The organism is Eikenella glucosivorans, assembly GCF_016025525.2.
In the GTDB taxonomy this organism is placed as follows: domain Bacteria; phylum Pseudomonadota; class Gammaproteobacteria; order Burkholderiales; family Neisseriaceae; genus Eikenella; species Eikenella glucosivorans.
Genome location: NZ_JACSGR010000007.1, coordinates 167,192 through 188,151, shown reverse-complemented (window position 1 = coordinate 188,151; position 20,960 = coordinate 167,192). Strand labels below are relative to the sequence as shown.

Here is a 20,960-nt window from a genome sequence, read left to right as displayed (position 1 = left end):
GGAAAAGGCAGATGGAAATTTATCTGGTGGGCGGCGCGGTGCGCGATGCGCTGTTGGGGCGGGAAGTGAAAGACCGCGACTGGGTGGTGGTGGGGGCGGATGCGCCGGCCATGCTGGCGGCGGGCTACCGGCCGGTGGGCAAGGATTTTCCGGTGTTCCTGCATCCGGAAACGCAGGAGGAATACGCCCTGGCGCGCACCGAGCGCAAAACCGGCCGCGGCTATGCCGGCTTCACCTTCCACGCCGAGCCGGACGTTACCCTGGAGCAAGACCTGCAACGCCGCGACCTCACCATCAACGCCATGGCGCAAAGCACCGACGGGCAGATTATCGACCCCTTCGGCGGGCAGGCCGATTTGGCTGCCGGCATCCTGCGCCATGTGTCCCCCGCCTTCGCCGAAGACCCGGTGCGGATTTTGCGCACGGCGCGTTTTGCCGCCCGCTACGGTTTTCAGGTAGCCCCCGAAACCTTGGCGCTGATGCGCGAAATGGTGCAAAGCGGCGAGGCCGACGCGCTGGTGGCCGAGCGCGTGTGGCAGGAGTTTGCACGCGGGCTGATGGAGCCGCAGCCGGGGCGCATGATTGAAATTTTGCGCGAATGCGGTGCGCTGGCCGTGCTGCTGCCCGAGGTGGACGCCCTGTTCGGCGTGCCGCAGCGGGCGGATTACCACCCCGAAATCGACTGCGGCATCCACACCCTGCTTGTTTTGCAGCGCGCCGCCGATGCCTGCCTGAGCCTGCCCGAACGCTACGCCGCGCTGCTGCACGATGTGGGCAAGGCCCAAACCCCGCCCCATATCCTGCCCTCGCATTATGGCCACGAAGAAGCTGGCGTGCCGCTGGTGCAGGCGGTAAACCGGCGTTGGAAAGCGCCCAAGGCCTGCGCCGATCTGGCCTTGCTGGTGTGCCGCTGGCACGGGCGGCTGCACAGCGTGGCCGAGCTGCGGCCGCAAACCGCCGCCAAAATTTTGCAGCACACCGACGCCTACCGCCGGAGCGAGCGCTTCGCCGCCATGCTCAACGTGTGCCGTGCCGACGCGCAAGGCCGCCTCGGCTTCAAGCACGCCGCCTACCCGCAACGCGAACACTGGCTCGCCCTGCTTGCCGCCGCGCAGCAAACCGACACCGCCGCCATTGCCGCCGCCCATGCCGATAAGCCGCAGCGCATCGCCGAAGCCATCGCCGCCGACCGCTTATCAAGGATCAAGCCCTTGCAGGAGGCGTATCGGCAGGCAAACAGGCGGGCCGGAGGGAGCTAGGGTAGGGGGTTTAGCCGCGCTGAAGCCGGAATTTTCAGGTAGCCTGCACGCAGGAGAAAGGCTACCTGAAAATGAAGTGAAAACGGGCAGAGGGATAATAGGATGAAATCGAAAGGGAAAATATGTTGAATAAATCAGATGTGAAAGAATTTTGCATTCAGCTAGCAAGGAAGTATCCTAGCTGGGAATATAAGACAGCTGCCTTTAAAAATAGAACTCTAGAGCATTCAGAAATCTGGATTAATCCATCTTGGGTATTGCATCTTTCAGCAGAACCAAGTGTGATTGTTTATAATAAATCTGTTAAAACAATAATTAAAGAAGCTTTTACGGACGGGTTTTTCAATATGAGCTATTGGACGACCCGCATGTTGATTCTGAGCCCAGATGCCCACAACCATGCCATGATTTATCAGAAATTAGTCCATACTTTGCCCGAAGCAGAAATCTATATTCAAGACTTTTTCGAGCGTGGTTTAGATTTGGTTAAACGATATTTCAGCAGCCAGGATGAAAAAGAGTTTTTGAGTAGTTATCCAATTGTTGGGGAGTTCCCTAATCCAACCACCGATGAAGGTTATGAAGGCTTGGGTAACTGTATTGCTCGGGCAGTTTTGTTGGACTTTGATTATGTTGAACGTTTTATCCATGCAGATTTTCCTACTGCTCGACCAATTTATAAACCTTTTCGGGAGCGTATGGCTCAATGGCTGCCTATTTGGAAAGAACGTGCCGCCGAAACCGGCAGCATCCTGCCGCCGAAGAAGAAATAAAGTTGGCCGGGTATTGCAGGAATATTTTTCAGGTAGCCTGTATTCGGTATGGGCTACCTGAAAATTTTTGGTTTGTTTATTTCAAGCCTGCCGTTCGATCAAATCGGCATTTCACCCAAACCCGGCAGGCAGGAAAGAGGCTACCTGAAAAAGTTTGCCGTATTCGGGCGTTCATTTTTTCAGGTAGCCTTCCGCCTTGCCGAAAGCCGACGCCGCCGTTTCTTGGGATAGAAACGGCGGCGCTGGTTTTGCGCGCCACTCGGGAGGTGCGGCGGCTTCGGCTTTACAGGCAGGCCAGCTCGCCGGCCAGCATATCGGCGATTTGCTCGCGCGCCCGGATGAGGCGGAATTCGCTGCCGTTCACCAGCACTTCGGCGGCGCGGGGGCGGGCGTTGTAGTTGCTGGCCATGCTGGCGGCGTAGGCGCCGGCGCTGCGCACCGCCAAAAGGTCGCCGGCCCGGGCGGCGATGCGGCGGTTTTGCGCGAGGAAGTCGCCGGTTTCGCACACGGGGCCGACGATGTCGGCCACAAAGGGCTCGCCGGGCTCGGGGTTGGTGTTGTCGATGTGGTGGTAGGCCTGATAGAGGGCGGGGCGCATCAGGTCGTTCATGGCGGCGTCGGCGATGACGAAGTGCTTGTCGCCGTTGCGTTTTACGCGCTCCACGCGGGTGAGCAGCAGGCCGGCGTTGCCCACCAGGCTGCGGCCGGGCTCGAGGATGAGCGAAAGTTTGCGGCTGCCGAGCAGTTGGCGCACGGCTTGGGCGTAGGCGGGCAGGTCGGGCGCGGTTTCGTCGTGATACACGATGCCAATGCCGCCGCCCAAATCAATGTGTTCCAGAGCGATGCCTTGCGCGGCGAGGCGGTCTGCCAGGGCGAGCATGCGTTCGCAGGCTTCCACCAGCGGGGCGAGGTTGGTGAGCTGGGAGCCGATATGGCAGTCGATGCCGGTGATGCGCAAGTGCGGCAGGGAGGCGGCATGGCGGTAGGCGGCTTCGGCGTCTTCCATGGCGATGCCGAATTTGTTGGCTTTGAGGCCGGTGGAGATATAGGGGTGGGTTTGCGCGTCTACATCGGGGTTGATGCGCAGCGACACAGGCGCCACCATGCCGAGGCCGGCGGCGGCTTCGTTGAGCTGGTCGAGCTCGGGCAGGCTTTCCACGTTGAAGCACTTGATGCCGGCTTGCAGCGCATATTCCATCTCGGCGCGGCTTTTGCCCACGCCGGAGAAAATGGTTTTGTCGGCGCGGCCGCCGGCGGCCAGCACGCGCGCCAGCTCGCCACCGGACACGATATCGAAGCCGCTGCCCAAGCGGGCAAAATGGCGCAGGATGCTCAGGTTGCCGTTGGCCTTTACGGCGTAGCACAGCAGGGGGTTCAGCTCGGAGAAGGCGGCGGTGTAGCTTTGGTAGGCTTCGGTGAGCGCGGCCTGGCTATACACATACAGCGGCGTGCCGAACTGCTCGGCCAGCGCATCGAGGGAAACGTTTTCGCAATATAAAGACATGGTTATTTGGCGGCGGGAAGCGGTTGCGGCGGTTCCACATCGGGCATGGGCGCGATGGGGGCGAATTGCAGGCCGGTTTGCACCGGGGCGAAACGGGCGCGGTCGCCTTCTTTGGGCAGGTAGAGGTCGCCTTTATAGCCGCAGGCGCTCAAAAGCAGCGCGGCGGCAAGGGCGGGGAACAGGGTACGCATCATGATGAGAAACTCGAAATTGCCTGAAACAGGCGGCTGTGGCAAGATGGCGCATCTTAAACAAAAACGCCGCCATGCACAAACCATCATGACCGAAACCGAATTTTTGCGCTATTCCGACCAACTGTTTGCCCACATCGAAGACCAGCTTGACCAGTGCGGCGCCGATTTCGACTGCGAGCACAATGGCAACGTGCTCACCATTGAAGCCGATGACGGCACACAGATTATCGTAAACCGCCACACGCCGAACCAGGAATTGTGGATTGCCGCCAAAAGCGGCGGTTACCACTTCGCCCTGCGCGAGGGGCAATGGTGCTCCACCCGCGACGGCAGCGGCTTTTTCGCCGTGCTGAACGATGTGCTGGGCGCGGCGGCGGGGCAGGCGGTGGAGATTGCGGCGTTGTAGTTTCAGGTAGCCGCTGCATAAGCGGCGGGCACAGGGCAGGCTGCCTGAAAAATGGTTTTCAGGTAGCCTGCATAGACTTAAGAAGAGAGAAAATGCGGAAATTTCTAGCGGTATCGTTGGCGCTGGCGTGCGGTTTGGCTCAATCGGCGCCGGCTGAACGGGCGTATCGGTTTGCCGATTACCCGAGCCCGGTCTATCAGGGCACCCGCCACCCTTTGCAGCTGACGCAGCAATGGCGTGATATGCGCACGCGGATTAGGGAAGGCTACCAGTCTGGGAAAATCGGCTTTGCTGGGAACTATGTTGCTGTGACGTGGGGCTGCGGAACGCAATGTCTGAACGGTGCAATGGTGGACGCGCGCAGCGGGAAAATCTATGAGCTCACGCCTTTGTCTACCGACCACCCTTTGAACGCTTGCTATCGGGCAGACGGCTCGGAGGAGTCGGACATATTCCACTATCAGGCCGGCAGCCGCCTGTTTATCACCGAAAACTGCCATTATGCCGATATAGCCGGGCGTGAGGATGTGGTTACCCAGTTTAAAACCACTTATGTGTATCAATGGCTGGAGCGGCAGAAACGCTTTGAGCTGCTGAACAAAACTGTGCAGCGCAGCAGAGTGCCGGCCGATGCAAGGTATTAGGTATGGATGGCGCGGTGCAGATGGTTCTGCGGTGATTGCGCAATAAAGGCTACCTGAAAAATGGTTTTCAGGTAGCCTTTTCTTTGCCTGATTGCTTTTGGCTGCCCTGACGTTTTAACGAAATTCGCTTCACTTCATTTCCACTCCGCTGAAACTCACGCTTTCAGGTAGCCTTTGTTATTTATGCTGAATGCGCCAGCAGCGGTGGATTTTGCGGTTGCGGAAGTCTTCGGGCACGGATTGGCGGCTGATTTCGGCGATGGCGTAGCGGTCGGCCAGGGCGGGCTCGAGCTCGAAGCTGCGCAGGTTGTTGGAGAAATAAAGCGTGCCGCCGGGCTCGAGCAGCTGCATGGCTTCGCGGATGAGGCGGGGGTGGTCGCGCTGGATGTCGAGGATGTCGAGCATTTTTTTGCTGTTGGAGAAGCTGGGCGGATCCATCACGATGAGGTCGAAGCGTTTGCTTTGGGCGGCGGCGTTTTGCAGATATTGGAATACGTCGGCGCGGATGATTTGGTGTTGTTCGGGGTTGATTTGGTTGAGCGCGAAATTGCGGCGGGCCCAGTCGAGGTAGGTGTTGGAGAGATCGACGGTTTCGCTGGAGGCTGCGCCGCCGGTGGCGGCATACACGCTGAAGCTGCCGGTGTAGGCGAAGAGGTTGAGGAAGCGTTTGCCGGCAGCTTGGCTGCCTACGAGCTCGCGGGTGTTGCGGTGGTCGAGGAAGAGGCCGGTGTCGAGGTATTTGTCGAGGTTTACCCAGAAGGCGCGGCCGTGTTCGTGCACGATGAAGTCTTCGCCGCTGCGGCCGGTTTTTTCGTATTGGCTGTTGCCGCGCTGGCGGCTGCGCTGTTTGAGGTGGATGTGTTCGGCGGGAAATCCGGTGACGAAGCGCACGGCTTCAATCACTTCGGCGAGCCAGGCTTGGTAGTCGGCTTCCTGCATGATCCAGCCGGTGTCGTATTCTTGCAAATGAACGTGTTCGCCGTAAATATCGATGGCGAAGGGGTATTGCGGGATGTCGCGGTCGTAGAGGCGCCAGGCTTCTATATGATGCCGCCGCGCCCATTTGATGAGGTGTTTGGCGTTTTTGCCGAGGCGGTTGGCGAAGGCGGTGATTTCGCTCATGGAAGGCTACCTGAAAAATAAAAGGCTATTTTATCGCCAAGCGGCGGGGCGCTCCAAACGGATGCCGGTGCATTTTAGCTTCGCAGAAATTCTGCCTTGCTTCGCAAGACATCATTTTAACTGCGTTGAAGCTTACGCTTTCAGGTAGCCTGAAGTGTATATGCGTGTAAAGCCAAAGATTTTGCTTGACCGTTTGCGGGCAAGCGCCTAATATGCCGCCTCTTTTTGTTCGAAGCCATCGTCTTCAGCCCACCAGCCTTCCGGCTGCGTCTGTTTGCCGCCTTGCGCGCGCAATCCTTCTCTGCTCCGCAGGTTGTCGCCGATGCCACCCAAGCGCCATGCTTGCGACAATCTTTTGCGTAACTTCCATAGTGGTTGCCCGAACTCCCGCTGCCGCGTTATCCCGCCTGGTATCGAAAGTGAAAGAACCCGCTGTTTCCCGTTAGCGCATTCCTTTGCTTCACGGCTGCCCGTTTTCGCGGGCGGAAAGTATTGTTGCCCCTTTTGGAAACACATGACCATCCAATTCAGCGATCTGCTGCACGATAAAAACCTGCTCGCCGCCCTGCGTTCCGCCGGCTATGCCGAGCCCACACCTATCCAAATCCAAGCCCTGCCCGCCGCCGTCGAAGGCCGCGACATCATGGCCTCGGCGCAAACCGGCTCCGGCAAAACCGCCGCCTTCCTGCTGCCTAGCCTGCAGCGCATCACCCGCCGCAGCGACAAGCCCGGCAAAGGCCCGCGCATCCTCGTGCTCACGCCCACGCGCGAGCTGGCGGCGCAAGTGGAGAAAAACGCCAAAATCTATGCCCAAAACATGAAATGGCTGCGCACCGTCACCCTGGTGGGCGGCTCCTCTTTCGGCTTCCAAATCAAATCGCTGGCCAAGCCGATTGATTTGGTGGTGGCCACCCCCGGCCGCCTGATGGACCACATGCGCTCCGGCCGCATCGATTTCGATCGCCTCGAAGTGCTGGTGCTCGACGAAGCCGACCGCATGCTCGACATGGGCTTTATCGACGACATCGAAACCATCGTGGCCGCCACGCCCGAAAGCCGCCAAACCCTGCTCTTTTCCGCCACTTGGGACGGCGCCGTGGGCAAACTTGCCCGCAAGCTCACCAAGAATCCCGAAGTGATCGAAATCGAGCGCGAAGACAACCAAGGCAAAATCGACGAGCAGCTGCTGTATTGCGACGACAAAAACCATAAAAACCGCCTGCTCGACCACATCCTGCGCGACACCAACATCGACCAGTGCATCATCTTCACCAGCACCAAAGCCATGAGCGAGCAGCTGGCCGACGAGCTCTACGAAAAAGGCTTTGCCGCCAACTGCCTGCACGGCGACATGCCGCAAAACTGGCGCAACCGCACCCTGATGGATTTGCGCAAAGGCCGCATCAAAGTGCTGGTGGCCACCGACGTGGCCGCGCGCGGCATCGACGTGCCCAGCATCACCCACGTGATCAACTACGACCTGCCCAAGCAGGCCGAAGACTACGTGCACCGCATCGGCCGCACCGGCCGCGCCGGCCGCCACGGGCTCGCCCTCACCTTCGCCGAAGTGAACGAATACATGGCTGTGCACAAAATCGAAAAATACCTTGGCCGCAAGCTGCCCGAATTTGCCATCGAAGGCATGGAGCCCACCCGTAAGCGCAGCAAAGCCCCGCGCAAAGCCAAAGGCGGCGGCTGGAAGCCCAAAGGCGGCCGCCGGCCCAACGGCAGCGGCAAATCCTACGGCCGCCCCGCCGGCAGCCCGCGCGGCAAAGAGCGCAAACCCGCCGCCCAAGGCCGCCGCGCCGGATAGATTGCAGCCCGCAGCCGGCTTTAATAGCGATGACAGGCTACCTGAAAATTTTGCGGCGCAGAAATGCCGCCGTATTCTGTTTTCAGGTAGCCTCTGGTTTGCGCCAATTGATGGTTGGCTTGTTTGCTTGGCTTCCAGTAAGATGGCTGCCGAATCGGAGGCTGCCCGAAAAGGAACAGAGCGAATTTCGCTAAAACGACATTCCTGCAGGAAGCGGAGTTTCTGTGAAGCTAAAAATAGCATGCAGCTTTAAGGCGGCTGAAACTTCAGCGTCAGCCGAATTGAGCCGTTTGTAGAGTAATCCGCAAAAGCGCCAATCTACGGCACATTGTGCCGCAAACGTAAACTGCCGCTTTGCAGCTACTGAGAAATGCTGTTTCCATTGCCTATCAGCTTGCCGCTTAAGCCGCATAAAAATTCCGCTATGGTTTTGCCGAAATATGGTTTAGCGAAATTCACTCCGCTCATATGACCACCGTGTAAGCTCACGCTTTCAGGTAGCCTTTTTCACAGGAACCCTGCCGCCCCGTGCCGCAGAAGAACCGTCGATCAACATCACGAGTTAGGATAACCCAATGAAAAAACAACATTCCTCCAACAAGCCCGGCAGCCGCCGTGCCGATGAAAAAATTTCAGGTAGCCCCAAGCGGCAGGCGCGTGATAAAGCGGCCAGCACGCCCTCTGCGCCGAAAACGCGCGTGGCGCGGGCGAAAAAGCTGGCTGTGCGCCCGGCCAACCAGAAGGTGCAGAGCCGCGTACGCCAGTTGCAGGAGCAGCGTTCGGATTTGGGTGGCATCGAGCCGGTGCGCCTGCAAAAGGCGCTGGCCGCTTCAGGCGTGGGCTCGCGCCGCGAGATGGAGGAGTGGATTCAAAACGGCTGGGTAACGGTAAACGGCAAGCCGGCGCAACTGGGCGACAAGGTGCAGCCGGAAGACCAAGTGCTGGTGAAAGGCAGCGTGGTGAAGCTGAAATGGCCAGATAGGTTGCCGCGTATCATCTTGTATTACAAGCAGGAAGGTGAGATCGTATCGCGCGACGACCCGCAGGGGCGCGTGAGCATTTTCGACCGTCTGCCGCAGGCGGCGAGCAGCCGCTGGGTGGCCATCGGCCGCCTGGACATCAATACCAGCGGCCTGTTGATCCTCACCACTTCCGGCGAGCTGGCCAACCGTTTCGCCCACCCGAGCTTTGAGGTGGAGCGCGAATATGCGGTGCGCGTACTGGGCGAGTTGGGAATCGAACAGATGCGTCAGCTCACCGGCGAAGGCGTGATGCTGGAAGATGGATTGGCGCAGGTGGAGCGCATCCATAGCCAGGGCGGGGAGGGCGCGAACAAATGGTATAATGTGGTGCTCAAAGAGGGGCGCAACCGCGAAGTGCGCCGCATTTTCGAGCATTTCGGCCTCACGGTGAGCCGCCTGGTGCGCACCGGCTTCGGGCCGATTGCTTTACCCAACCGTTTGAAACGCGGGCAGTTTTACGAATTGAATGCGGCGGAAGTGGCCGCAGTGGTGAAGTGGGCGGATATGCCGCTGCCGGGCAACGGGCGGCGCCGTTAGGCGCAGCCAAACCGATTTCAGGCTACCTGAAAACCAGTAAAGCATTTGCAATCAAACCGCTGCCGCCGTATTCAATGCCCATAAAGGCTACCTGAAAGCGTGAGCTTGCACGAAGTTAAAATGAGCGGAGCGAATCTCATTAAAACTTCAGCTTCAATGCAGTGAAAGCCAAGGTTTCCAATAGAAAACCGAGTTTCCGCGGAGCCGAAATGCCGGCCGGATCACAGGTCGGCTTCTGTTTATCCTTTTGATACCCCAAATGAAACAGCCCAACCGCATCGATTCCCAGCCGGCCTTTCTGCTGTCGGCCACGCCGTGGCGCGAAACCAGCCTGCTGGCGGAGCTGTTCAGCCGCGACTACGGGCGGGTGGCGGTGGTGGCGCGCAGCGCGCGCAAGCGGCAGAGCGAGCTGCGCGGCGTGTTGGTGCCGTTTGTGCCGGTACAGGTGGCCTGGTATGGTCGGGAAGAGTTGAAAACGCTGCACCGCGCCGAGTGGCTGGGCGGCTGGCCGCAGCCGCAGGGCAGGGCGCTGTTTGGCGGGCTGTATGTGAACGAGCTGGTGCAGAAGCTCACCGCGCGCGAAGACCCGCAGCCCGCGCTGTATGAGGCTTTGCGGCAGGTGATGCGCGCCTTGTGCACCGAGCCGAACCACACCGCCGCGCTGCGCCGCTTTGAGTGGGCACTGCTCACCCTGTCTGGCTATGCGCCCGATTTGCGGCACGACGGCGACGGCAACCCGGTGGAAGTCGGGCGGCAATACTGGCTACGCCCCGAACACGCCGTGCTGCCGCTGGAGCAGCGCCGAGCCTTGCCGCCACATGAAATTCAGGCCGGCGTGGCGGTGGGCGGCGAAGTACTGATGCAGTTGCACAGCGGCGAGTTTGCCGATGCCGCCGCCTTGCAACAGGCGCGGCAGATTACCCGACTGCTGCTGGATTTCCGCCTGCCGGAGGGGATTAAGTCGCGCCAGGTGTTGCAGCAGATACAGGCTTTCAGGTAGCCTTAGCGCCCACACAACACGTCGGGAACAAATAAAATGGATTTGCGCAACACCGGGCTTTGCCACGTGCGGGCGATTACCGCTTTTGTTAGTTTGAATAAAGACAGCAGCTTATGGCCGGGCGTGCTGGCTGAGGCTAAGCGTCAGTGCGACCGTTTGGCCGAATCGTTTGCCCGGGCAGGCTATACTGTGCAATCGGTGCGGCTGGTGTCGAACCCCTTCGGCGAATATCTGGATACCGCGAGTGTGGGCGGCGCCAAGCAGGGGCTGGCGCAGATTCAGCAGATTTTGCAGGAGCTGAACGTGGGCAAGGCGATGCGCATTCGTTTTGCCATCGGCGAGGCAGTGGGCGCGCAAGAGATCGCGCTGCTGCCGGAACTGATTCGGGATTACGGCGATTTGTGCAATGCCTGCGTGAATGTGGATGTGGACGAAAACGGTTTTTTAGACAAGCAAACCATTGAGTTGTGTGTGGCGGCGATGCAGGAAATCGGCCGCATCACGCCGCGCGGCGAAGGCAATTTCAATTTCACGGTAAACTTCAATTGCCGGCCGCTGATTCCGTATTTCCCCGCCGGCTATCACCGCGCGGAGCGAGGCAACTGCATCGTGCTCGGTTTGGAAACGCCGGATTTGCTGGCTGCCGCCCTGCGCGGGCTCAACAACCAGCCGGCAGCGCACGCCGAATATTTTCAGGTAGCCTATCTGGCGATGAAGGAGGCGCTGCAATACCACATCGACCGTGTGCAGCAATGTGTGGCCGACACGCCTTTGGATGCGGGCTGGGCTTATGCCGGTATGGATACGTCGGCGGCGCCGTCGAAGGATTGCACCTCGATGGTGGAACTGTATCGGCTGATGCGCGTGCCGTATTTCGGCGCGGCCGGTACGGTGGAGGCCTCCGCACTGCTCACCCGCGTGTTCAAATCGCTGGAGCGCGTGCAGGCGGTGGGCTTTTCCGGCCTGATGCTGGCGGTAACCGAAGACGAAGGCCTGGCCGAAGCCACCCGCCGCGGGCAGTTCGACATCCGCGCGCTGCTCACCTACAGCAGCGTGTGCGGTATCGGCTTGGACACCGTGCCGGTTGCCGGCAATACGCCGGCGGAAAAAATCGCCGCCATCATGTGCGATACCGGTACCATGGCCTTCCGCCTGAACAAGCCGCTCACCGTGCGCCTGTTCCCCGTTCCCGGCTTGGAAGCGGGCGAAATCACGGCGTTTGAAAGCGATGATTTGTGTAATTGCGCGGTGTTGGCCGTGCCTTAAAAGAGATTTTTGTTTCAGATGGCACGCCGGTTGCTTAATACAATTTCACGGCGTGAGTCATCGTTGAATTGCTCAATTCGATACCCCGAAAGGAAAGAATATGCTGTTGGGCGTAAATATCGACCACGTTGCCACTTTGCGCAATGCGCGCGGCACCCGCTACCCCAGCCCGCTGGAAGCGGCACTGGTGGCGGAAACCCACGGAGCCGACCTGATTACCCTGCATCTGCGCGAAGACCGCCGCCACATCAAAGATGCGGACGTGTTTGCCATCAAACAGGCCATCCGTACGCGCATGAACTTGGAAATGGCGCTCACCGAAGAAATGCTGGATAACGCCTTGCAGGTGCAGCCTGAAGATGTGTGCATTGTGCCGGAAAAACGGCAGGAAGTGACCACCGAAGGCGGTTTGGACGTGTTGGCGCAGCAGCAGAAGGTGGCGGAATTTACACAGAAACTGAATGCGGCTGGTATCCGTGTGTCGCTATTTATTGATGCGGATGAGCAGCAAATCCGTGCAGCGCATGATGTGGGTGCGCAAGCAATTGAGCTGCATACCGGTGCCTATGCCGATGCGGTTTCGCATACGTTGCGGCAGAGCGAATTGCTGCGCTTAGAGGAGGCAGCGTATTTTGCTTCGGAGTTGGGCTTGGTGGTAAACGCCGGCCATGGCTTGACCATCCACAATGTGGCACCGGTGGCACGGATTCTGCCAATTCGCGAGCTGAACATCGGCCATGCGCTGATTGCGCAGGCGGTGTTTTTGGGTCTGCCGGAGGCTATCCGCCAGATGAAAGAAGAGATTTATCGGGCGAGAAGCCAGCCTGACTAGGGTTTCAAGGGAGAGGCTACCTGAAAAGTGGGGGAAGATGCTTGCGGGGCAGTTTTGCTTTCGTATGGTTCCTGCTTTCAGGTAGCCTGTTTATCTCTTAATTTGAGATAAATGTGGAATTAATAAAATAACAATTATTTGGCTGTTGTCGGGATAGAAGAGGTTAAAGGGAAAATGATGGATAAGTCAAAAATTCAGGGTTTTAATTTGATAGAGCTGATGATCAGCATTGTTATTTTGGCTGTTTTGGCCGCAATGGCCTATCCCAGCTATGATTCATTTGTTCGTAAGGCGCGTATGGAGGAAGCAAAAGCGCGTATTATGGATAAAGCTCGAAGCATGGAGCGTTTTTATACCGTACATAGGACGTTTAAAGATCCTGATAGCCCAGTGTCTGCCCCGGTAAGTACAGACTTCTTTAATATTACTTTTGTTAATGATAGCATGAAGTCAGATAGCTACGAAATCATAGCTAGGCCTAGTGCAAAAAATCCTCGTGAAACCAAAGGGATCTATTACAATAGTATTGGTATTTTAAACCGGTGTGACATTGATAATGACGGCAACACGACCAACTGCGAGCAATACTAACATTAACAAACTATTCCCTTCCGCTTCAAAGCCGTTTATACTGCCGCTCCATTATTGTTATCCCAAAGGAGCAGCAAGATGAACGGCTTATCTATTCGCATTGAGCGCGGGTTCACCTTAATCGAGCTGCTGGTGATTATTGCGATTGTGGCGGTTTTGGCGGTGATTGCCTATCCTTCCTACCAATCTTTTGTGCGCAAATCGCGTTTGGAAGAAGCGAATGCCGCTTTGTTGGAAAACAGCCGGGCAATGGAGCGTTTTTATACGCGAAACCGCACTTTCAAAGCCAACTCCACCTCTTGGCCGGCTATACCGGTTACCCAAACCGCCCATTTCTGCATCAAATTTCAAGGCAATGCCCGCGGTGTGTTGGGCGATAAATATACGATTAAAGCCGTGGCTTTCGATGTAAACAAAGAACCTCGCGTATTGCTGATTAACCAAGACCAAACTGTGCGCATTTGCGAAAGCAGCAGCAGCCGTTGCGACAATCAAACCGTCTTCCCCGGCGGAAACAATATCGATAAAAACTGCGAATTGCTGCATTGAATGAACCACCTTATTTAAAGCCGAATATTCAACCCACTCCCCCACCTTTTCAGGTAGCCTTCTCCTTTATGGATATCTCCGTTTTACTGCAACAAAAAATCCGCAATGCCGATTACATCCGCCTGATTCAATCCAACAGCGCCCGATTCAGCAGCGCCGAAACCGGCCTGCTGGCCGAAATTTTGCTCGGCTACGAATTCGACGTGGTACAGCAGCAGGCGCTGGCGCAGGCCGTGTTGCAACAGTCGCGCTTTGATCCCGACGCCTTCCACCAAGAATTCGATGATGAAGACGTAACCGGCATCTGCCCGCACTGCATCAGCCCGCCCATGCCGCCGCTGCGCGATTACCTAATGTGGCGGCAAACGCTAAGCAAGCAGGCTACCTGAAAATTTCAGGTAGCCTCTTTCCCTGTTTAACCAAACTGATAAAAATATTTGGAACCACCATGCGAATCATCTCCGCCAACGTAAACGGCATCCGTTCCGCCTACAAGAAAGGCTTCCACCCATACCTCGCCGAGAGCGGCGCCGACATCATTTGCGTGCAGGAACTCAAAGCCCAAGAAGCCGATTTGGACGGCAGCATGAAATCCCCGCACGGCATGCACGGCATCTGGCATTGCGCCGACAAACGCGGCTATTCCGGCGTGGCGCTCTACAGCAAACGCGAGCCCGACCGCGTGCAAACCGGCATGGGCATTGCCGAATTCGACGCCGAAGGCCGCTTTGTGCAGGCCGATTTCGGCAACTTATCCGTGATTTCGCTCTACTTGCCCTCAGGCAGCAGCTCAGACGAACGCCAGCAAGTGAAATTCCGCTTCCTCGACGCCTTCTACCCCATGCTGCGCGAGCTGCAAGCCCAAGGCCGCGACATCGTCATCTGCGGCGACTGGAATATCGCCCACCAAAACATCGACTTGAAAAACTGGAAAGGCAATTTGAAAAACTCCGGCTTCCTGCCCGAAGAGCGCGAATGGATCGGCAAAGTGATTGCCGAGCTCGGCTGGGTGGACATCTGGCGCACGCTCTATCCCGAAGCGCCCGGCTACACCTGGTGGAGCCAGCGCGGCCAGGCCTACGCCAAAGACGTGGGCTGGCGCATCGACTATCAAATGGCCACCTCCGCCCTGGCCGCTCGTGCCCAAGCCGCCCACGTGTATAAGCAGGAAAAGTTTTCTGACCACGCCCCGCTGGTGGTGGATTACGATTATCCGCTGTAATATTTCAGGTAGCCTGCGCTGGCAAACAGGCTACCTGAAAATCCAATCGGCTAAGCCGCTCGCTTATTCCGCAGCACAAATTTTCAGGTAGCCAGCAGTGCTTCCGCTCAAAGGCTAGCTGAAACCATCCCAATTCACACTCAAGGAAACCCCATGTATTTCGTAGACCGCAGCGCCGTTGTGGTGAAGCCCACCGAAGCCTTCCTCGCCTGGCTCAAAAGCACCGGCGACGACCTGCCCGACCTCACCCTTTCCCAAATCCGCAGCAATTGCAGCGTGTACCTGATTGAGCAAACCGACACGCCCGAAGAGAGCGCCGGCCTCTTCGGCGAGCGTTGGCGCGACATCCTCAGCGGCGAAATGGCCTCTTGGGAAGTGCCGCAGGAGCAGTGGCCCGAGCTCACGCCCGAGCTGTTTGCCCGCTTTTTTGATTTGGAATTCCACGATATGGTGCTGGATTTGGACGACGACGACATCCGTGTCAGCCCAGTTGTGGACAACATGATGTGATGCCGTGCAGCCTTTTCAGGTAGCCTTCAAGCCCTCGCGGCTGCGGCGTATTGTGCACACGGCGGCGTGGGTGTGGCTGGCCGCGGTTTGGCTGCTGTATTTCGCCGGCTGGCCGTGCTGGCTCGGCCTCGCGCTCACCGCCTTGGCCGCCTGGCACGCCCTGCGCCGGCCGCTGCGGATTACCTGGCTGGCGGTGGACAGCGGCGGAGCAGCCGTGTTGTTTTTGCAGCCGCAGCAGATTGCCGTGGCGGCCACCCTGCGCGGCGGCGTGGTGCTGCCGTGGCTGCAAATCCTGCATTGGCACACCGACGGGGGGCGGCGGTTTCACCAGGCCGTGTGGCCGGATTCTGCCGATGCCGAAGGTCTGCGCCGCCTGCGCGTGTGGGCACGGTGGGGGCAGGCGCGGCCGGAGTAGCCCGATCGTTCATTGTTTCTCAAGCATTTTCTATTTTCAGGTAGCCTCATGAACCCCGAGCATTTTATCCAAACCAGCCCGTTCGATTTCCAAGCAAGCATTGCCGCGCTCAAACAGGCCTTTGCCGCCCAAGGGCTTACCCTGTTTGCCGAAATCCCGCATTCCGATTTGGCCGCCGAACACGGCCTGCCGCTCGCGCCCGCCTGCCTGCTGATTGTCGGCCACCCGGCCAAAGGCACACCGCTGATGCAGGCCGATTTGCTGCTGGCGGCCGAGCTGCCGCTGAAAGTGCTGGTGTACGAGGAAAACGGGCGCGTGTGGGTGTTGTACCGGCGCGTGCTGCCGCTGGTGGCCGGGCGCAATTTGGGCGCGGTGGAAAACGTTGCCGCGCAAATCGATGCCGCCATGAGCGGGCTGATTGCCGCCGCGCTGGAGGGTGTGCCAAGCTAAATTCGGCTGCGGTATAATGCCGCGGCAAAAGGCTACCTGAAAAAGGTTTAACCGTTTTCAGGTAGCCTTAATCAGTTGAAGCAGGCTGCCTGAACGCAATGTCTTGGCGCAGTTAAAACATCCGCCCGCCGTTTTATAGTGGATGAACAAAAATCAGGGCAAGGCGACGAAGCCGCAGACAGTACAGGTAGTACGGCAAGGCGAGGCAACGCAGTCCTAGTTTTTGTTCATTCACTATAGCTTCGCAGAAACTCCACCTTGCTTTGCAAGACATCGTTATTAGCGAAATTCGCTCCGCTCATTTTTCAGGTAGCCTCACCCGCAAACAAGGCCGAACAAATGAAAACACTCTCCCAATGGCTCGCCCACCTCGAAACCGCCTACACTGGCGGCACCGCCCACAGCCACGGCAGCATCGACATGGGCTTGGAGCGCATCCGCGCCGTGCAAGGGCGCATGGGCCTGCAGCCGCAATGCCCCGTGGCCGTGGTGGCCGGCACCAACGGCAAAGGCTCGGTATGCGCCTTTTTGGAAAGCATCTACCGCGCCGCCGGCTTTTCCACCGGCATGCTCACCAGCCCGCACATCCTGCGCTATAACGAGCGCATCTGCGTGAACGGCCAGCCCGCCTCCGACGAAGCCATCGCCGCCGCCTTCGAGCGCATCGAAGCCGCACGCGGCAACACCGCGCTCACCTATTTTGAGTTCAACACCTTGGCTGCCGTGGATATTTTCCACCGCGCCGGCGTGGACGTGATGATTTTGGAAGTCGGACTCGGCGGGCGGCTCGATGCGGTGAACATTTTCGATGCCGACGTGGCCGTGGTTACTTCCGTGGATTTGGACCACCAGGCCTTTTTGGGCGATACGGTGGAAGCCATTGCCTTCGAGAAAGCCGGCGTGTTCCGCCCGGGCAAGCCCGCTATCTGCGGGCAAAACCCGCCGCCCGAATCGCTGCGGCGCCACGCCGAAGCCATCGGCGCCGATTTGCTTTTGGCCGGGCGCGATTTCGGCTTCAGCAGGCTGGAGCAGCAGCAGTGGTCGTTTCACTTCCATCCCGAGCACAGCCCGCAGTTTTCAGGTAGCCGCAAGCGCAACGCGCTGCCTTTTCCCGCCCTGCGCGGTGCCTATCAGCTCGGTAATGCCGCCTGTGCGCTGGCCGCGCTCGAATGCCTGAACGCGCGTCTGCCGGTGGACATCGGCGCCATCAAGCGCGGCCTGCTCGAGGTGCGCCACCCCGGCCGCTTCCAAGTGCTGCCCGGCCGCCCGCTCACCATTTTGGATGTGGGCCACAACCCGCACGCCGCCCGCGCCCTGCGCCGCAGCCTCATCGCGCTGCCTTTCGCGCAAAAGCGGCTGGCCGTGTTCAGCATGCTGGCGGATAAAGACATCGGCGCCGTGCTCGAGCTGCTGCAAGACCAGTTCGACGAATGGCTGGTGGCACCGCTGCCGCTGCCGCGCGGCCTCTCGGCAGAAGCCTTGCAATCGCACCTGCAAGCCGCCGGCATCGGTAATGTGCGCCTGTTTGGCAGCGTGGCCGAGGCTTACCGCTCCGCCTTATCCGAGGCGGGCGAAAATGATAGAATTGTCGTATTTGGTTCGTTTCACACGGTGGCCGAAATCATGGGCGCACCGCAACAGGAATAATCAGTTATGCCCCCGCAATCCAACCCCAATTGGCGCCATCTGGAAGAATACGAGCAGATCAAGCGCAAAAACCGCCGCCGCCTGGTGGGTGCGCTGTTGCTCACCGCCGTGGTGGCGCTGCTGCTGGCCAAAGTGCTGGGCAGTGACAAGAATAACGCCGCGCCCGATGCAGTTACCGTGAGCGGCGGCGAAACGGCGGCCTCTGCCGTGGTGGAGAGCCAGCCGTTGCCCGAGCCGGCTGCAGAAGTGCCGGATGGCGCCGATACCGCGGCAGAAGTATCGGCAGAGCCGGTGTCTGCTCCGCAGGAAGTGGTGGTGGCCGAACCGGTGCAGCCCGCGCCGCCGCCCGTGCAGCCTGCCAAACCGGTGGACACGCAAACTGCCGTGCTGCCCAACCCGCTGGCCAATTCCGGCAGTGCCGCCAACCCACCCGCCCAGCTGCGCCGCCCGGCGCAGGAGCAGCGCGTGGAAAGCAAACACGCGCCGGAACGCCGCCCGTCGGCAGAAACCCGCCCCGAGCCGCGCACGCAGCAGGCCGAGGTCAAACCGACCGTGCCGACCGCTAAGCCGACTGTGCCGCAAACTGCGCAGCCGGCCAAGCCCGAGGCCGCCAACACCCGCCGCACCGAAGCGGAGAAGCCGCAGCAGGCTGCCGCCCAGGCGTCTCGCCACCGCCAGGCAGAGGGCAAGCCTGCCGGGCAGAAACCTGCCGAACGCCCGCAGCGCCGCGAGGAGCAGCATAGGCCCGAGCAGCGCAACAACCGCCTCTCGCCGGAAGAGATACTGAACAACCGCGCCGCCAACCAAGTTTCCTCCGGCGGCAAAGCAGCAGACAGCCAAGCCGCGCAGCCGGAAAAACGCATGGTGATCCAAGTGGGTGCCTACACCAGCGAGGAGCAGGCGCGCGCGGTGCAGAAACGGCTGGCCGATGCGGGCGTGAGCGCCTATGTGGCTGCGCCGCCCAATAAAGGCGGCAACGCGCTCTACCGCGTGCGCACCGGCTCTTATCCCAACCGGCAGGCCGCCGGTCAGGCGCTGGGCAAGATTAAGGCGCAGGGCTTGGACGGCATGCTGCTGGAGCGCTGATGACTTTATTCGATTATGCCGCCCTGTTTGTGATCGTGGCCTTCACGCTGATTTCGCTGTTTCGCGGCGTGGTGGCCGAATTGGTGGGACTGGTTTCGTGGCTGGGCTCGCTGTTGGCGGCCAAACTGCTTTCCCCGCCGGTGGGCGATTGGCTTTCAGGTAGCCTGCGCCCGCCGGCGTTGGCTGTGGTGGTGGCGTTTATCGGCGTGTTTTTGCTGGCGAGATTATTGTTCCGCCTGCTGCAAACCGTGCTCACTTCCTCTGCCGGCGCGGTGGGGCTGGGCGGGGCAAACCGCCTGCTGGGCGGGCTGTTTGGCGCGGTGAAGGGCGTGTTGGCGGTAACGCTGGTGGTGCTGGCCTGCGCGTTTACCGACCTGCCGGCCAGCGAGGAGTGGCGGCATTCTCAAACCGCTTTCGTTTTCGAGGGGCTGGCCAAACTGGCTGTGCCCTATCTGCCGCCGTTTATGGCGGATCATGTTGATTACCGGCAAGAGCCGGAGGAGTGAATTTATGTGTGGCGTGTTGGGCATGGTGGCGTATGAGCCGGTAAACCAGTTGCTGTATGACGGCTTGCAGGTATTGCAGCACCGCGGGCAGGATGCGGCGGGCATCGTAACGGCCGAGGGCCAAATGTTTCATATGCACAAAGACATCGGCATGGTGCGCGACGTGTTCCGCACGCGCGACATGCGCAACCTGGTGGGCAACGCCGGCATCGCCCATGTGCGCTATCCCACGGCGGGCAATGCCGGCAGCAGCGCCGAGGCGCAGCCTTTCTATGTGAATTCGCCCTTCGGCATCGTGTTGGCGCACAACGGCAACCTCACCAACGCCGAAGAGCTGTATGCCGCCCTGTGCCGTCGCCACCTGCGCCACATCAACACCGGTTCCGATTCCGAAGTGCTGCTCAACGTGCTGGCCAGCGAGTTGCAGCACATCATCGGCAGCCGCAGCGATTTGGCGGTAAACGATATTTTCGATGCCGTCTCCGCACTCAACCGCCAAGTGCGCGGCGCCTACGGCGTGGTGGCGCTGATTGCCGGCTACGGCATGCTTGCCTTCCGCGACCCGCACGGCATCCGCCCGCTGGTGTTGGGCAAACACACCGACGGCTCAGGGCGCACCGCCTATATGGTGGCTTCCGAATCCATCGTGTTTCCCAGCCTGGGCTACGAATTGGTGCGCGATATTGAGCCGGGCGAAGCCGTGTTTATCGGCTTTGACGGCGAGTTTCACAGCCGCCGGTGCGCCGAGGCGCCGCGCCTTCTGCCCTGCCTGTTCGAATACGTGTATTTCGCGCGGCCGGATTCGGTGATGAACGGCGTGTCCGTGTATCAGGCACGGCTGGATATGGGCGTGACCCTGGCCGAAAAAGTGAAACGCTGCCTGCCGGCGGATGAAATCGACGTGGTGATGCCCATCCCCGACACCAGCCGCCCCAGCGCCTTGCAGCTGGCCATGCATCTGGGCAAGCCCTACCGCGAAGGCCTAATCAAAAACCGCTACATCGGCCGCACTTTCATCATGCCCGGCCAGGCCACACGCAAAAAATCCGTGCGCCAGAAGCTCAACCCCATCGACAGCGAATTTGCCGGCAAATCCGTGCTGCTGGTGGATGACTCTATCGTGCGCGGCACCACCAGCCGCGAGATTGTGGAAATGGTGCGCGCCGCCGGCGCACGCAAAGTGTATTTCGCTTCCGCCGCGCCCGAAGTGCGCTATCCCAACGTGTACGGCATCGACATGCCCACCCGCGAAGAGCTGATTGCCAACGGCCGCGATGCCGCCCAAATCGCCGCCGAAATTTCCGCCGACGGCGTGGTGTTTCAGGATTTGGCCGATTTGGAAGACGTGGTGCGCGCGCTCAACCCCGCCATCGAAGGCTTCGACAGTTCCTGCTTCAACGGCTGCTACGCCACCGGCGACATCGATGAAGGCTACCTGCAACGCCTCTCCGAACGCCAAAAAGGCGGCAAGGGCGGCGCCCCCGCCGGCCAGATGGAGCACGGCATCCGCGTGGGTGGAAGGCGCGAATAGGCCTTGAATGCGCACACGGTTGGGAGGCTGCCTGAAAGAGGTTTGCCGATTTTTCAGGTAGCCTTTCCCCGTATTTGAGGC

Annotated in this window: 24 protein-coding genes; 20 read left to right on the top strand and 4 right to left on the bottom strand. The window is 59.5% G+C overall.

The features are described 5' to 3' along the window. The first annotated feature begins 11 nt into the window (after window positions 1–11). Window positions 12–1,259: a multifunctional CCA addition/repair protein gene (locus H9Q10_RS10185; protein ID WP_197903866.1), complete on the top strand. Its 1,248-nt coding sequence runs from the start codon at window positions 12–14 to the stop codon at window positions 1,257–1,259. A gap of 122 nt (window positions 1,260–1,381) precedes the next feature. Continuing rightward, on the top strand, window positions 1,382–2,032 hold the full coding sequence (locus H9Q10_RS10180) for a hypothetical protein (RefSeq protein WP_197903865.1): 651 nt from the start codon (window positions 1,382–1,384) through the stop codon (window positions 2,030–2,032). Between the two features lie 283 nt (window positions 2,033–2,315). On the opposite strand, the gene lysA is transcribed toward H9Q10_RS10180, so the two are convergent. After that, window positions 2,316–3,536, bottom strand: a complete 1,221-nt coding sequence (lysA, locus tag H9Q10_RS10175) for a diaminopimelate decarboxylase (protein ID WP_197903864.1) — start codon at window positions 3,534–3,536, stop codon at window positions 2,316–2,318. A 2-nt stretch (window positions 3,537–3,538) separates the two neighbouring features. Further along, window positions 3,539–3,730, bottom strand: a complete 192-nt coding sequence (lptM, locus tag H9Q10_RS10170; RefSeq protein ID WP_338082322.1) for an LPS translocon maturation chaperone LptM — start codon at window positions 3,728–3,730, stop codon at window positions 3,539–3,541. Between the two features lie 82 nt (window positions 3,731–3,812). Between lptM and cyaY the strand changes: the two genes are divergently transcribed. After that, a complete protein-coding gene (cyaY, locus tag H9Q10_RS10165; protein ID WP_197903938.1) occupies window positions 3,813–4,136 on the top strand; it encodes an iron donor protein CyaY in 324 nt (107 codons plus the stop codon). Window positions 4,137–4,228: 92 nt separating this feature from the next. Next, window positions 4,229–4,780 carry a hypothetical protein gene (locus tag H9Q10_RS10160; protein WP_197903863.1) on the top strand — a complete coding sequence of 184 codons (552 nt, stop codon included), beginning with the start codon at window positions 4,229–4,231 and terminating at the stop codon, window positions 4,778–4,780. 177 nt (window positions 4,781–4,957) lie between these two features. Here the strand turns inward: H9Q10_RS10160 and H9Q10_RS10155 are convergent, their stop codons facing one another. Continuing rightward, window positions 4,958–5,902, bottom strand: a complete 945-nt coding sequence (locus tag H9Q10_RS10155; protein WP_197903862.1) for a class I SAM-dependent methyltransferase — start codon at window positions 5,900–5,902, stop codon at window positions 4,958–4,960. Between the two features lie 207 nt (window positions 5,903–6,109). Then, window positions 6,110–6,253 carry a hypothetical protein gene (locus tag H9Q10_RS10150; RefSeq protein ID WP_156503583.1) on the bottom strand — a complete coding sequence of 48 codons (144 nt, stop codon included), beginning with the start codon at window positions 6,251–6,253 and terminating at the stop codon, window positions 6,110–6,112. A gap of 163 nt (window positions 6,254–6,416) precedes the next feature. On the opposite strand from H9Q10_RS10150, the gene H9Q10_RS10145 reads away from it, so the two are divergent. The 16 genes from H9Q10_RS10145 (at window position 6,417) to purF (ending at window position 20,879) form a co-directional block, all read left to right on the top strand. Next, window positions 6,417–7,715 (top strand): DEAD/DEAH box helicase, encoded by a 1,299-nt coding sequence (locus H9Q10_RS10145; RefSeq protein WP_197903861.1) that lies wholly within the window; start codon window positions 6,417–6,419, stop codon window positions 7,713–7,715. A 575-nt stretch (window positions 7,716–8,290) separates the two neighbouring features. Continuing rightward, the gene (locus tag H9Q10_RS10140; RefSeq protein WP_197903860.1) at window positions 8,291–9,274 is read left to right on the top strand and encodes a pseudouridine synthase; all 984 of its coding nucleotides are present in this window, start codon (window positions 8,291–8,293) and stop codon (window positions 9,272–9,274) included. A 259-nt stretch (window positions 9,275–9,533) separates the two neighbouring features. Beyond that, window positions 9,534–10,274: a DNA repair protein RecO gene (recO, locus tag H9Q10_RS10135; RefSeq protein ID WP_197903859.1), complete on the top strand. Its 741-nt coding sequence runs from the start codon at window positions 9,534–9,536 to the stop codon at window positions 10,272–10,274. A 36-nt stretch (window positions 10,275–10,310) separates the two neighbouring features. After that, entirely contained in the window at window positions 10,311–11,540 is a 1,230-nt protein-coding gene (locus H9Q10_RS10130) for a DUF711 family protein (protein WP_197903858.1), read from the top strand. Between the two features lie 100 nt (window positions 11,541–11,640). Further along, on the top strand, window positions 11,641–12,372 hold the full coding sequence (gene pdxJ / locus H9Q10_RS10125; protein WP_197903857.1) for a pyridoxine 5'-phosphate synthase: 732 nt from the start codon (window positions 11,641–11,643) through the stop codon (window positions 12,370–12,372). Window positions 12,373–12,510: 138 nt separating this feature from the next. Next, window positions 12,511–12,963, top strand: coding sequence for a type IV pilin protein (locus H9Q10_RS10120; protein ID WP_238480192.1), 453 nt, complete (start codon window positions 12,511–12,513; stop codon window positions 12,961–12,963). A 78-nt stretch (window positions 12,964–13,041) separates the two neighbouring features. Next, window positions 13,042–13,512 carry a type IV pilin protein gene (locus tag H9Q10_RS10115; protein WP_197903856.1) on the top strand — a complete coding sequence of 157 codons (471 nt, stop codon included), beginning with the start codon at window positions 13,042–13,044 and terminating at the stop codon, window positions 13,510–13,512. Between the two features lie 68 nt (window positions 13,513–13,580). Beyond that, entirely contained in the window at window positions 13,581–13,901 is a 321-nt protein-coding gene (locus tag H9Q10_RS10110) for a hypothetical protein (protein WP_197903855.1), read from the top strand. A 59-nt stretch (window positions 13,902–13,960) separates the two neighbouring features. Next, window positions 13,961–14,734 (top strand): exodeoxyribonuclease III, encoded by a 774-nt coding sequence (locus H9Q10_RS10105; RefSeq protein ID WP_197903854.1) that lies wholly within the window; start codon window positions 13,961–13,963, stop codon window positions 14,732–14,734. A gap of 153 nt (window positions 14,735–14,887) precedes the next feature. Then, on the top strand, window positions 14,888–15,244 hold the full coding sequence (locus tag H9Q10_RS10100) for a hypothetical protein (RefSeq protein ID WP_197903853.1): 357 nt from the start codon (window positions 14,888–14,890) through the stop codon (window positions 15,242–15,244). Window positions 15,245–15,248: 4 nt separating this feature from the next. Further along, window positions 15,249–15,659, top strand: coding sequence for a protein YgfX (locus tag H9Q10_RS10095; protein WP_197903852.1), 411 nt, complete (start codon window positions 15,249–15,251; stop codon window positions 15,657–15,659). 48 nt (window positions 15,660–15,707) lie between these two features. After that, entirely contained in the window at window positions 15,708–16,109 is a 402-nt protein-coding gene (locus tag H9Q10_RS10090) for a DUF302 domain-containing protein (RefSeq protein ID WP_197903851.1), read from the top strand. A 339-nt stretch (window positions 16,110–16,448) separates the two neighbouring features. Then, complete coding sequence (gene folC, locus H9Q10_RS10085) at window positions 16,449–17,756, top strand: bifunctional tetrahydrofolate synthase/dihydrofolate synthase (protein ID WP_197903850.1); 1,308 nt, start codon at window positions 16,449–16,451, stop codon at window positions 17,754–17,756. Between the two features lie 6 nt (window positions 17,757–17,762). Then, window positions 17,763–18,842: an SPOR domain-containing protein gene (locus H9Q10_RS10080; protein ID WP_197903849.1), complete on the top strand. Its 1,080-nt coding sequence runs from the start codon at window positions 17,763–17,765 to the stop codon at window positions 18,840–18,842. Continuing rightward, entirely contained in the window at window positions 18,842–19,348 is a 507-nt protein-coding gene (locus H9Q10_RS10075; RefSeq protein ID WP_197903848.1) for a CvpA family protein, read from the top strand. Before H9Q10_RS10080 ends, H9Q10_RS10075 begins: the two co-directional genes overlap by 1 nt. Before the next feature lie 4 nt (window positions 19,349–19,352). After that, window positions 19,353–20,879 carry an amidophosphoribosyltransferase gene (gene purF / locus H9Q10_RS10070; protein WP_197903936.1) on the top strand — a complete coding sequence of 509 codons (1,527 nt, stop codon included), beginning with the start codon at window positions 19,353–19,355 and terminating at the stop codon, window positions 20,877–20,879. The last annotated feature ends 81 nt before the right edge of the window (window positions 20,880–20,960 follow it).